The organism is Butyricimonas synergistica DSM 23225 (assembly GCF_000379665.1).
Taxonomy (GTDB): Bacteria; Bacteroidota; Bacteroidia; order Bacteroidales; family Marinifilaceae; genus Butyricimonas; species Butyricimonas synergistica.
In genome coordinates, this window is record NZ_KB903359.1 from 1,547,453 (window position 1) to 1,559,641 (window position 12,189).

The window sequence follows — 12,189 nt, forward strand, 5'->3', positions numbered from 1 at the left end:
AAAATGGCAGAAGTAAAATTAATGAAAGGGAATGAGGTAATAGCCGAGGCCGCTATCCGTTGTGGATGTGATGTTTACTATGGTTATCCTATTACCCCGCAATCTGAAGTCATGGAGACTCTCATGGCACGCAAACCGTGGGAGGAAACAGGAATGGTCGTGTTGCAAGCCGAGAGTGAAATATCCTCAATCAACATGGTATACGGTGCCGCCGCTTGCGGTAAAAAAGCGATGACATCATCATCCAGCCCCGGTATCTCGTTGATGCAGGAAGGTCTAACCTATCTGGCAGGTGCAGAACTTCCCTGCTTGGTTGTTGACGTTGTTCGCGGAGGTCCAGGATTGGGAACCATCCAACCGGCACAAAGTGACTATTTCCAAGCCACGAAAGGCGGAGGTCACGGTGACTATCACTTGATCGTGCTCGCTCCCGCTTCCGTTCAAGAAATGAACGATTTCGTAGGCCTCGGTTTCGACTTGGCATTCAAATATCGTAACCCCGCCATGATTCTTGCCGACGGTGTTATCGGACAGATGATGGAAAAAGTTCAATTGAGCGAATACAAACCTCGTTGGACAGAAGAAGAAATCGAGAAAATGTCTGATAGCTGGGCGTTGACCGGAAAGAAAGCACACCGCTCTCACAACACGATCACCTCTCTTGAGTTGGATTCTTATAAACAAGAAACATTCAACCACAAGTTGCAGGCAAAATATCACGCAATGGAAGAAAATGAAGTCCGTTTCGAAGAAATCCAATGCGAAGACGCCGAATACCTGTTCGCTGCATACGGATCCGCTTCACGTATTTGCCAGAAAGCAGTGCAACTTTGCCGTGAACAAGGCATCAAAGTAGGTATCCTACGCCCGATCACGCTGTATCCTTTCCCGACCAAGGAAATCGAAAGACTTTCCAAACAAGTGAAAGGAATCCTGACCGTGGAAATGAGCGCCGGACAAATGGTAGAAGACGTTCGTCTCGCTGCCAAATTCAAAATCCCGGTAGAACACTACGGACGTTTCGGGGGAGTTATTCCCACGCCGGAAGAGATCGTTGAAGCACTTAAAAAACAAATTATAGGAGCATAAGCTATGTCAGTAGAATTAAAAGATATAATAAAAGAGGAGAATATTGTTTACAAGAAAACTCCCGTGCTTACCGACAACGTGATGCACTACTGCCCGGGATGTTCCCACGGGGTAGTTCACAAAATTATTGCGGAAGTAATCGAAGAAATGGGTATTCAGGACAAAACTATCGGTGTATCCCCGGTAGGATGTTCCGTGCTCGCTTACAACTATTTGGATATTGACTGGGCTGAAGCGGCTCACGGTCGTGCACCTGCCGTTGCTACCGGAATCAGTCGCATTCACCGCGATCGTTACGTGTTCACTTACCAAGGTGACGGTGACTTGGCATCTATCGGATGCGGGGAAATCATGCACGCTTGCAGCCGTGGTGAAAATATCGTGGTTATCTTTATCAACAATGCTATCTACGGTATGACCGGAGGACAAATGGCCCCGACCACCCTTTTGGGACAGGTTACCGCTACCACTCCCTACGGGCGTGATGCCAAATTAAACGGATTCCCGATGAAATTAACCGAATTACTTGCCCAACTGGACGGAACTTGCTACGTAACCCGTCAGTCGGTACACACCCCGGCTAACGTGCGCAAAGCCAAAGCCGCTATCCGCAAGGCATTCGAGAACACACGGAAAGACAAAGGAACCTCTTTCGTGGAAATCGTCGGTACTTGTAACTCCGGTTGGAAAATGAGTCCGGTTGATGCCAACAAGTGGATGGTGGAAAACATGTTCCCGAAATACCAATTAGGTGACATCAAAGATATTTAATCAGTTCATAAAGTTCATAAAGTCCATAAGGCTCATAAAGTCATTTTTATTCTAACCTTATAAACTTTATAACTTTATAACCTTATAAACTCAATAATTATGACAGAAGAAATCATTATAGCAGGATTCGGTGGGCAAGGAGTTCTTTCCATGGGAAAGATTCTCGCTTACTCTGGAATTATGCAAGATCAAGAAGTGGCATGGATGCCGTCTTACGGTCCTGAAATGCGTGGTGGTACAGCCAACGTGACCGTCATCCTGAGTGACGAGCGCATCAGCTCCCCGATCTTAACCAAATACGATACCGCAATCGTTCTGAACCAACAGTCCATGGACAAGTTCGAAAGCATGGTGAAACCCGGTGGCGTCTTGATTTACGACCCGAACGGTATCACCCACGAACCCACGAGAAAAGATATCAACATCTACAAGATCGAGGGAACAGCCATTGCCGTAGAACAAGGTAACCCGAAAGTTTTCAACATGATCGTTCTCGGTGGATTCTTGAAAATAAAACCGATCGTGAAGCTTGAAAACGTGGAAAAAGGATTACAGAAATCCTTACCCGCACGTCACCACAAGATGATCCCGATGAATATCGAGGCTATTCAAACTGGCATGAACAGCGTTGAGGTTGTAAACCAACTATAATTTCCTTCACAGGAATAAGAAAGCCCCGTTTCTTGCGGGGCTTTTTTCATTTACCATTCATTTCTTACCAGCACAAAGTATAGATCGCAGCCAAAAGGATGCAGATCACGTACGCACAGATATTAAATACTTTATCCGTCTTGAACATCTCGGAAGTCAATGCCAATGCCTTCAGATCGTCATCTGTTTTGCAAGTGGCAAGACTTACCATCCCGATGGTTACCATTGTTATCAGGAAGGTGTACATCATCTGATCGAGGAACGGCATCCCTATCGGCAAGAATTTTAACAATAAAGCTACCGGAATGGAAACCAGCACGCCGATAATTGCTCCCCGGTTGGTCGTTTTCTTCCAGAAAAGCCCCATCAAAAATACAGCCAAGATACCGGGACTTACCAATCCCGTGTATTCCTGAATATAAACAAACATTTGGTCGAAATTCGCCATCAACGGGGCAATAAACCCGGCGATGACCAATGCCACGGCTGCCGTAATTCGCCCTACCCTGACTAACGTTTTATGCGAAGCATCGCTATTGATATAAGGTTTATAAATATCCATCGTGAAGATGGTGGAAGTAGAATTCAACATGGACGCCAACGAAGAAACGATAGCTGCTGCCAGAGCCGCAAGCACTAATCCTTTCAGCCCGGTAGGCACAAATGTCCCGATTAGCCAAGGATAAGCCTTATCATTCCCTCCTGTCATCTCGAACATAGCGGTCACCGTGGGATCTTTGGTTTCCGTGTACATCACAAAAGCCACGATTCCGGGGATTACCACGATCAAGGGAACGATCAGTTTCAAGAAAGCGGCGAAAGCTATACCCCGCTGGGCTTCCTTCAAGGACTTTGCCGCCAAGGTACGCTGGATGATATATTGATTGAATCCCCAGTAATACAAGTTCGCAACCCACAATCCCCCGATCAAAACGGCTATACCGGGTAAGTTCTTAAACTCCGGATTGTCTTTCGAAATAATCATGTGAAACTTATCCTCTGCCGTATCCACCACGTGCCGCAAACCCTCGATAACGCCACCGCCGGGCAACACGTTATCCAAAGCGATCAAGGTAGTAATTATCCCGCCAATAATCAACAAAGCCACTTGAATCACGTCCGTCCAGGCGACAGCAGACAATCCCCCGTATATGGAATAAGCGGCTGCCACGAAAGCAAGACAAACAATGGAAGGGATAAACAGATCGCCGTTCCCCGTCCCGATAATCGTGTCAATCGCCTTTGCGCCAAGGAAAAGCACGGAAGTCAGGTTCACCAGTACAAACAAGGCAATCCAGAAAACGGCTAGAATTGTTTTCAGATTCTTGGAAAAACGTTTCTCCACGAACTCCGGGATGGTGTACAATCCCTGTTTGATAAAGATAGGCAAGAAGAATTTACCCACGATAATCAACGTGAGCGCCGCCATAAACTCGTAGGAAGCGATAGCCAGCCCCACGGCAAAGCCCGAACCGGACATTCCGATAAATTGCTCGGCAGAGATATTAGCGGCAATCAAAGAAGCCCCGATAGCCCACCACGGCAGGGATTTGCTGGCAAGAAAATAATCCTCCGTTGTCTTTTGCACGCCTTTCTTTCCCCGCGATACCCACAAACCCACGGCAATAATCATAAGGGCATACATCCCGAAAATGAGATAATCCCAGAATTCAAAATTCGTGTTCAACATCTTTCCAATTATTAGGTTTGTATTCTAGTAAATTTTACGCACTCCGTCGCCAATGCCTGCCACGTAAAACTCGGCACTCAAGCCGATCTTATTGTGATAGATTGCGGCAAGTTTCTCGATGAATTGTTGCACCTTATCTTCCTGCACAAGGCTCACGGTGCAACCTCCAAAGCCTCCGCCCGTGATACGGGAACCCAACACGCCGGGCAATTTTTGTCCTTCCTCCGCCAGAGTATCCATTTCCGTGCCGGTGACCTCGTAATCTTCTTTCAAGGAGCGATGCGAATCGTTCATCAATTGCCCGAAACGATTCAAATTACCTTTCTGCAACACCTCGATTGCCTCGTTCACCCGCTCATTTTCCGTTACAGCATGACGGGCTCTCCTGTACACCGTATCGTTCGGCATCAAGGATGCTAATTTTTCAAATTCTTCTAAGCCGAGGTCACAGAGATTATTCACCTTCACTTTTTGATTTATCGAGGCTAAAGCTTGTTCACATTCACTTCTGCGCTCGTTATATTTAGAGGTTACCAGATCATGGTTCTTGTTCGAATTCGTGATTATTAGTTTGTAGCCATTGATGTTCAATGGAATCAGATCGTAATCCAACGTGGCACAATCCAACGCGATAGCGTGTTCCTTTTTTCCCATCCCCACGGCAAATTGATCCATGATACCACAATTCATTCCCACGAAATCGTTCTCGGCGTGTTGCGACATTTTAACCAATTCAATCGTATCGAGGTTCGTTTCCAACTGATCGTTCAGCATATATGCCGTCACCACTTCCATAGAGGCTGAGGAGGAAAGTCCCGCTCCACTGGGAATATCGCCAAAATACAAAATATCGAAGCCAAACGGGTCAATTCCCCGGTCGACAAACTCTTTCATCACTCCCAAGGGATATTTCACCCATTCGTTCAGCTTGCCCGTGAAAGCGGCATTATCCAACACGCCTTGAAACGGCAGATTCATGCTGACGAATCCGGTTCGGGCATCGTCACGACGGGCAACCAACAAATAAGTCCCGAAACTCAACGCGCAAGGAAATACCCGTCCTCCGTTGTAATCTATATGTTCCCCGATTAAATTCACCCGCCCGGGGGCAAAATAAAGATGTTCCGCTTTTCTCCCGTATATCTCTTGAAATCTCTGCTCTAGCACACTTGTATCCATGGTGTAGAATTTAGGATTTAAAATTTAGAATGCAAATAACAAGGCTTCAACAGCTTTTGTACTAGCATTGTTTACAAAGTTAAACTATTTTCTTCAAAATTATAACACTGAATAACCGAAAATCGTCTTCTATTACTTACTTTTATGACTCGAAAAAAAATCATAAATCATGGAACTAAAGGAATATATTCTTAAAAACGAATGTCTTGAAATCCACGTCTGTAACTTGGGCGGGATCATAAAAAATCTATTTGTCCGTGATTACAAATGGAAGCAGACGGACGTGGTGCTGGGATTTGACAACGTGGAGCAATATGCAGCCCCCACGTATTTGAACAATTACCCGTATTTCGGGGCTCTGATCGGACGCTATGGCAACCGGATAAAAGATGCCTCATTTGAAATAGACGGGCAAACTTTCTCGTTAGCCAAGAACGATAACGGGAATTGCCTGCATAGCGGGGCAGCTGGTTTTGACAAACGCGTTTGGAATGTGGAACAACCGGACGACGAACACTTGATTCTCCGCCTTTCCGACCAAGACGGGACTGGCGGCTTCCCCGGCAAACTGGACATTACCGTGAGGTACTCGATAGAACAAAACGTGTTCCGGGTTATTTACGAGGCGACCAGCGACAAAGCCACCCACGTGAACCTCACGCAACATCCTTATTTTAACCTCAATCCGGACGACGAGAATATCGGGAAGCACGAGTTGCGCTTGTATTCCAAACGTTACCTTGAAACCACACCCGATTTGATCCCCACGGGAAACATTCTTCCGGCAGAAGGTAAGTATGCCTTCAATTTCAATAAACCGCTTTTCCTTGCCCTGCAGGAAGACGGGCTCGACGATTGTTATGTGTACGAAGATCTTGGGGAACCTCAACTCATGGCTGAATTATCGTACCCGAAGAACGGAATCACGATAACCATTTTATCCGACTACCCGGGTCTGCAAGTATATACCGGCAAGCATATCGATGTGGCAAACGGCAAAGGCGGCAAGCATTACGGAGCGTACTCCGGCATTGCCCTCGAAGCCCAGATGTTCCCCGACAGTCCTCATCATCCCTCTTTCCCCTCCACCTTACTCCAAGCGGGAGAGGTGTATCGCCACAAAACGGTGTACTCGTTCAACTGTTTTAGCGTAGAGAAAGAAGATTGGTTTGGCGAGGACTAGACTTTGACACTAAACAACAAAAATTATCAAGGAATGATTAGGTTATATGAATTCCCACTCAACCGTCACCCCCCTTTATAGCCTTTCAAAAAAAATTGGCGTCCGATACTCTAATATTGGATCACAAATCATATACCCCAAATCACTCGTGAAACAGATCACCGCCAGGAATCTATACCTCAACACAACACACTGATAATTGTAATATTAAACCATCTGTATTCATCATTACAAACTATGCAAATAATCTTTACTACAAGATATTTTTTATATATTGACAATTATTATATGCTTTTTGTTGCGAATTTCAAAAATATTTTATTTCTTTGTTATCCAACATTGGCGTTTTTTTTCGCCAATATACGTTCTTTGTTTATGACCATTTTTACACGAAGTCTCGCCGACCTCCTTGTTGCTTTCAAGATGTGTCACGGTTTTGACTCCATATAAAAAGCATAAATAAATGAATATCCACACATCAGACAAACTAGAATTTTCAAAAATCGGCGTTGGTGCTTGAATGGTGTAAAGCAAAACAGAGAGCGCGGTGGAAGATCGGTAGCGTCTTCCACCCTTTTCACTTGGATACTTTAACTTAAACTACACATTTGACCGGAAAGTTTATTGCAAAAGTAAAACTTTCCGGTCTATTTTATTATCTTTGTGAATCAACATGATACAGCCTGTACTCTGTTGAAATTACCGGCAAAGAGGGTCCATTCGGTGAGGTTTTCGGCATTATTTTTCATGTTAAAAGAAACAAACAATGACAAACAAGACTTTGTTATCTTTGATTTATGCCGGAATATTCATATTAGCCGGATGTAGTGATGACCCGTGGGAAGGCATTCACCTGCAATCCGATTCCGCAATTGAGGCAGGAAAAGAAGCCCAAGTAATACGCATACCCTTGACCAGCAGCTCGGAATGGGATATCACCGCACTTCCCGTCCGCTGGTGTCAAGTGGAACAAGTGAAAGGCGAACGTGTCGACACGCTTGTCATCACCGTTTCCGACAACATTGCCAAAGAAAAGCGACAAGTAAATATAGAACTCTCAAACGAAACTCACGGAACCATCCTAAACGTCCAACAAGCTGCCGCCAGGGAAGACCATCTTTTCCTGCTTCCCATCATTTTCCACGTCCTCTACACCGACGCAAGCGATACGACACAAAATATTACCCACTCTTACCTTATGCGGCATCTCGTAAACGTCAACGCCCTTTACCGCAACGAATCGGGTAATTCCGTCGACATGATGGTTGAGTTCATCCCCGCCTCGCATGACCCGAGGGGACAGGAACTTCCCGAACCCGGAGTCAATCGCATCTTTCATCCCGACCTCCCTATCAATCCCAACAAATTTCAGGACAATGAATACGGGGATGTCGCCGGGCTGTGGAATCCCCGCGAATACATCAATGTCTTTATCTTCCCGTTCAAGGAATCATTTGCAGCTGGGATATCTACCTTCCCTTATATGCCGTGGGGATACCCGCTGTCGGGTCTGGTGGAGGGCGACCGTTATTTCTCAGAACTTCCGGACGACTACGTTGCTTGCATCGTGTGGAACACCGATTATATCTTCTATTCCTACCGGATGACTCCCGATAGTCCCCCTTTCGAATTCGGGGGAACATTCACTTTGGCTCACGAACTGGGACACTATCTCGGGTTATTTCATGTTTTCACGGCGCCTTCAAGCCCAGACGATTACTGTGACGATACCCCGGCTTACATACACGAGGACCACTCGCTATACCTCGACGAACTCGATGAACTTTACGAAGCGGGAATAATCGATATATTTGAATTATACAAGGCAGGCATGAAAAGAGTAGACATCCACGGTAACGAATTTATCTCCACCAATATCATGGATTATGAATATGGCTCTTTAGACCGTTTCACCCCCGACCAACGCCGACGAGCGCGTGCCGTGCTAGAATACAGTCCGCTTATACCGGGTCCCAAGATAGAGGTGCCGATAAACCCGACGAGAAATTCTGTTCAACACCGTACAGGACGTTCCGATTCGTCAACACCACCACATCGCCCAATCGGCTACTGAAATTTATTTTCGCCGAAAGGTTTATTTACCGTTCTTTTGAATTCTTGCCAATCTTTATTAGATTTGCAAGAAAGAGATCGGATATGAACATAGAAAAATTACATGGAACGTCAACCCGGTTGTATCAACTTGTGGCTCCTTTGGTCATGAGCCCGGCTATACTCCGCCAAAACAACAATTACCCTTTCAAAACTACAGACCATCACGTGTGGTTCGTGGCAACCGAGGGGGACAAAGTATGCGGCTTCATGCCCATCGAGATCAAAAGTACGTGCATATGCATTGACAACTACTACGTGTCCGGTAACAATACCGCACTATTATCCTCGTTCGCCCAAAAGGCGATCGAGGAATTTACAGGCGACAAACCTATTTACGTGATTTCCCACGCTTCCCATGCGGATACATTCCGCGCGCGTGGTTTCACGGTCAAGAAGGAATGGAAATTGTATATCAAAATGATGCATGAAATCCATGAGAAAAGCTAGAAGCGTGTACGACGCGGTACAATCGCGTTTGGAACGGATATTCTCCGACTTCGATTACGTTTACGTTTCCTTCTCCGGAGGGAAGGACAGCGGGGTTCTACTCAATCTTTGCATCGACTACATCCGCAAACACAAGCTAAAACGCAAACTCGGGGTATTTCACATGGATTACGAGGTGCAATACCAGGAAACCATTCGTTACGTGGACCGGGCTTTAGCCGCCAATTCCGACTTGTTGGAAGTCTATCGGGTATGCATCCCATTCAAGGTATCCACCTGCACTTCCATGTACCAGCGTTTCTGGCGCCCGTGGGACGATAACCTGCGAGAACTGTGGGTACGGGAAATGCCCCAGGGATGTTACCGGAAAGAAGACTTCGATTTCTACACGGAAGAGATGTGGGACTATGAGTATCAAAATAAATTTGCCGAATGGATTTACCGTAAGAAAGGCGCCGAACGTGTCTGCTGCCTGATCGGCATCCGCACGCAGGAAAGCTACCACCGCTGGCAGGCGATACACGGTGCAAGAAACTACCGTAGTTACAAGCACTTGAAATGGACCCACCGGATCAACAAAGGTATCTATAACGCTTATCCTATTTTCGACTGGCAGACGACAGATATCTGGACGGCAAACGGGAAACAAGGCTGGGATTACAACCACCTCTACGATTTGTATTACCAAGCCGGGGTACCGCTTGAACGACAGCGCGTAGCGAGTCCTTTCATTTCGCAAGCACTGCCGAGCCTCAAACTCTACCGGACGATCGACCCGGACACGTGGGGAAAGATGATTAGCCGCGTGAACGGGGTAAACTTCACCGGAATATACGGGGGCACCACAGCCATGGGATGGCAATCTATTTCCCTTCCCGAGGGGCTGACGTGGGCGGAATACATGAAATTCCTGCTCTGCACCCTACCGGAAGAAACCCGTCAGAATTACCTGAACAAACTCTCCACTAGCATGGAATTTTGGCGAAAGAAAGGAGGTTGCCTAGCGGAAGAAACCATCGCCAAACTGATCCGGATGGGCATCCCGATCACTGTCGGCGAAACCACCAACTACAAGACCGACAAGAAACCCGTGCGCATGGAATACCAAGACGACGTGAACATCCCCGAGTTTAAGGAACTTCCCACCTTCAAGCGGATGTGCATCTGTATTCTCAAGAACGACCACGCGTGCAAATACATGGGCTTTGCCCTGAACAAAAGTGAAAATGATCGCAGAAAACGTGTTATGGAAAAATATAAAGCATTAATGGATAGCTATGGAAAAATATAATAGCCCTGTCTACAAGGTGATCCCTGTACCTATCGACAAAGTGGTCGCCAACTCGTACAACCCCAATGTGGTAGCCCCGCCGGAAATGAATCTGCTGGAACTTTCCATCTGGGAAGACGGTTACACCATGCCTTGCGTATGCTACTATATTCCGGAGAAAGACATTTACGAACTGGTGGATGGTTACCATCGCTACAAGGTGATGAAAACCTCAAAACGCATCTTCGAACGCGAACATGGATTACTCCCCGTCGTTGTGATCGACAAGGACATATCCAACCGGATGGCGTCAACCATCCGCCACAACCGGGCACGCGGCTCCCACAGTATTGAACTAATGACCGAAATCGTGGCAGAACTCACGAAAGCCGGAATGTCCGATAGCTGGATCATCCGCAACATCGGTATGGACAAAGACGAACTCCTTCGCCTGAAACAAATCTCCGGGCTCGCGGAACTTTTTGCAGACAAGGAATTCACGCTGACGAAGGAAGACTGAAAGGATTAAGTGATTGACGATTCAGTGATTACGTGATTTCGCCGCTCGTCCCAACACTACGGTTTGAAGTTGTCGGACAGTTTGTGCGGCAGGAATCACTGAATCGCAAATCACTGAATCACCTAATTATCAAATCATCAAAGTATTGCACCAGCTTCTCGTGTGGCACGGATACACAAACCCGGGCAAAGCGCTTGGCGTATCCTTGATTAGTCTTCGTGAAAAAATCGAGCCCCACGGCACCGATGTAATGGTCGAGTAATTCTTGTTCGCTACGGTTCACGATAACGAAAATTCCCCGGGGGCTTGTCCCGTGATAGAACTCCTCGGCAAGGAATCCCCGTTCCCGCAAATAATCGATATTCAAGGCAATATCCCGTGTAGTGCGTTCCTTGAAAGCAGTCACAGCGGCACGTCCTTCCGGCGTAGTCAACAAACGTAAAACCAATTCCTGCGCAAAACCGTTAATCCCGTTCGTGTTGTACATGACACGTACTTCTAGTTCGTCATGCAATTCCTTGTTACTCGTGTGGATAAACCCGAGGCGTTGCCCGCTCAATCCCACCGATTTGCTGAAACTCTCCGTGATAATCACGTTTTCCATATCCATCAAACGCGTGTAATAATCATCGGAAGCATCCATGTAAAGGCGACGATAAGGGCAATCATAAAAGACCACCACCCCAGCATCATTCAACGCACTGATAATTGCCAACTGTTCGTCGTCGTCGTGCTTATCCCCGAGTGGATTACTCGGGTCACTGATTAACACGGCATTTCCCCGCAATTCGTCGATCATCTCCATCAAGTCGGATTGTCGATCATACCCCACGCTCTCGATATGACGTATTTTCAGCATCTTGAAATAACATCCCCAGTAATAAGTCGGCAGGTACAACCGTCCGATATTCACGGTTTGAGCCACCAGATCGAGGGCGTGCATCCCTCCCGCTGTCACCAAAATACGATCCGGGGAAGACTTTCCCATGAAAAACTCATCGTTGATTGCCGCCCGCAACTCCGGTCGTCCGGCACCATGCGGATACACCTGTATTTCCGGCGAATTAAAATTAATACCTTTCACGACTTCCGTCAAGTCGATATTCACCACTTGATTGACACCTCTGTTCAGCGGCAGATACTCTTTCCCATTCACCCGGGAAAGTTCTTTCAATGTTTCCCCCGATTGCACGATACGGGAAAGCACAGCCCCACTCTTGTTAATTTTCATTGCTATACTATTTCTTAAATCCTTCAATCTAAAATTAATCAGT

Annotated in this window: 11 protein-coding genes; 8 read left to right on the plus strand and 3 right to left on the minus strand. The window is 46.6% G+C overall.

Features of this window, described 5'->3' with window-relative positions:
- The first annotated feature begins 3 nt into the window (after positions 1–3).
- The 3 genes from A3CY_RS0106755 (at position 4) to A3CY_RS0106765 (ending at position 2,511) form a co-directional block, all read left to right on the plus strand.
- Positions 4–1,089: a 3-methyl-2-oxobutanoate dehydrogenase subunit VorB gene (locus tag A3CY_RS0106755; protein WP_018337154.1), complete on the plus strand. Its 1,086-nt coding sequence runs from the start codon at positions 4–6 to the stop codon at positions 1,087–1,089.
- Between the two features lie 3 nt (positions 1,090–1,092).
- A complete protein-coding gene (locus A3CY_RS0106760; protein WP_018337155.1) occupies positions 1,093–1,860 on the plus strand; it encodes a thiamine pyrophosphate-dependent enzyme in 768 nt (255 codons plus the stop codon).
- A gap of 99 nt (positions 1,861–1,959) precedes the next feature.
- On the plus strand, positions 1,960–2,511 hold the full coding sequence (locus A3CY_RS0106765; protein WP_018337156.1) for a 2-oxoacid:acceptor oxidoreductase family protein: 552 nt from the start codon (positions 1,960–1,962) through the stop codon (positions 2,509–2,511).
- Between the two features lie 64 nt (positions 2,512–2,575).
- Here the strand turns inward: A3CY_RS0106765 and A3CY_RS0106770 are convergent, their stop codons facing one another.
- Complete coding sequence (locus A3CY_RS0106770) at positions 2,576–4,201, minus strand: sodium/sugar symporter (RefSeq protein WP_018337157.1); 1,626 nt, start codon at positions 4,199–4,201, stop codon at positions 2,576–2,578.
- A 24-nt stretch (positions 4,202–4,225) separates the two neighbouring features.
- Positions 4,226–5,380, minus strand: coding sequence for a galactokinase (locus tag A3CY_RS0106775; protein ID WP_018337158.1), 1,155 nt, complete (start codon positions 5,378–5,380; stop codon positions 4,226–4,228).
- Positions 5,381–5,549: 169 nt separating this feature from the next.
- On the opposite strand from A3CY_RS0106775, the gene A3CY_RS20410 reads away from it, so the two are divergent.
- The 5 genes from A3CY_RS20410 (at position 5,550) to A3CY_RS0106800 (ending at position 10,915) form a co-directional block, all read left to right on the plus strand.
- The gene (locus A3CY_RS20410) at positions 5,550–6,563 is read left to right on the plus strand and encodes an aldose epimerase family protein (RefSeq protein WP_018337159.1); all 1,014 of its coding nucleotides are present in this window, start codon (positions 5,550–5,552) and stop codon (positions 6,561–6,563) included.
- A 766-nt stretch (positions 6,564–7,329) separates the two neighbouring features.
- Positions 7,330–8,637: a zinc-dependent metalloproteinase lipoprotein gene (locus A3CY_RS0106785; protein WP_018337160.1), complete on the plus strand. Its 1,308-nt coding sequence runs from the start codon at positions 7,330–7,332 to the stop codon at positions 8,635–8,637.
- 83 nt (positions 8,638–8,720) lie between these two features.
- Positions 8,721–9,125 carry a hypothetical protein gene (locus tag A3CY_RS0106790; protein ID WP_018337161.1) on the plus strand — a complete coding sequence of 135 codons (405 nt, stop codon included), beginning with the start codon at positions 8,721–8,723 and terminating at the stop codon, positions 9,123–9,125.
- Entirely contained in the window at positions 9,112–10,416 is a 1,305-nt protein-coding gene (locus A3CY_RS0106795; protein ID WP_018337162.1) for a DUF3440 domain-containing protein, read from the plus strand. Before A3CY_RS0106790 ends, A3CY_RS0106795 begins: the two co-directional genes overlap by 14 nt.
- Positions 10,403–10,915, plus strand: a complete 513-nt coding sequence (locus A3CY_RS0106800; RefSeq protein WP_018337163.1) for an IbrB-like domain-containing protein — start codon at positions 10,403–10,405, stop codon at positions 10,913–10,915. Before A3CY_RS0106795 ends, A3CY_RS0106800 begins: the two co-directional genes overlap by 14 nt.
- Positions 10,916–11,033: 118 nt before the next feature.
- Here the strand turns inward: A3CY_RS0106800 and A3CY_RS0106805 are convergent, their stop codons facing one another.
- Positions 11,034–12,146 (minus strand): pyridoxal phosphate-dependent aminotransferase, encoded by a 1,113-nt coding sequence (locus A3CY_RS0106805; RefSeq protein WP_018337164.1) that lies wholly within the window; start codon positions 12,144–12,146, stop codon positions 11,034–11,036.
- Positions 12,147–12,189 lie beyond the last annotated feature (43 nt).

Coding starts and splice junctions, on each gene's coding strand:
- A3CY_RS0106755 (WP_018337154.1), top strand. CDS start 4: ATGGCAGAAGTAAAATTAATGAAAGGGAATGAGGTAATAGCCGAGGCC.
- A3CY_RS0106760 (WP_018337155.1), top strand. CDS start 1,093: ATGTCAGTAGAATTAAAAGATATAATAAAAGAGGAGAATATTGTTTAC.
- A3CY_RS0106765 (WP_018337156.1), top strand. CDS start 1,960: ATGACAGAAGAAATCATTATAGCAGGATTCGGTGGGCAAGGAGTTCTT.
- A3CY_RS0106770 (WP_018337157.1), bottom strand. CDS start 4,201: ATGTTGAACACGAATTTTGAATTCTGGGATTATCTCATTTTCGGGATG.
- A3CY_RS0106775 (WP_018337158.1), bottom strand. CDS start 5,380: ATGGATACAAGTGTGCTAGAGCAGAGATTTCAAGAGATATACGGGAGA.
- A3CY_RS20410 (WP_018337159.1), top strand. CDS start 5,550: ATGGAACTAAAGGAATATATTCTTAAAAACGAATGTCTTGAAATCCAC.
- A3CY_RS0106785 (WP_018337160.1), top strand. CDS start 7,330: ATGACAAACAAGACTTTGTTATCTTTGATTTATGCCGGAATATTCATA.
- A3CY_RS0106790 (WP_018337161.1), top strand. CDS start 8,721: ATGAACATAGAAAAATTACATGGAACGTCAACCCGGTTGTATCAACTT.
- A3CY_RS0106795 (WP_018337162.1), top strand. CDS start 9,112: ATGAGAAAAGCTAGAAGCGTGTACGACGCGGTACAATCGCGTTTGGAA.
- A3CY_RS0106800 (WP_018337163.1), top strand. CDS start 10,403: ATGGAAAAATATAATAGCCCTGTCTACAAGGTGATCCCTGTACCTATC.
- A3CY_RS0106805 (WP_018337164.1), bottom strand. CDS start 12,146: ATGAAAATTAACAAGAGTGGGGCTGTGCTTTCCCGTATCGTGCAATCG.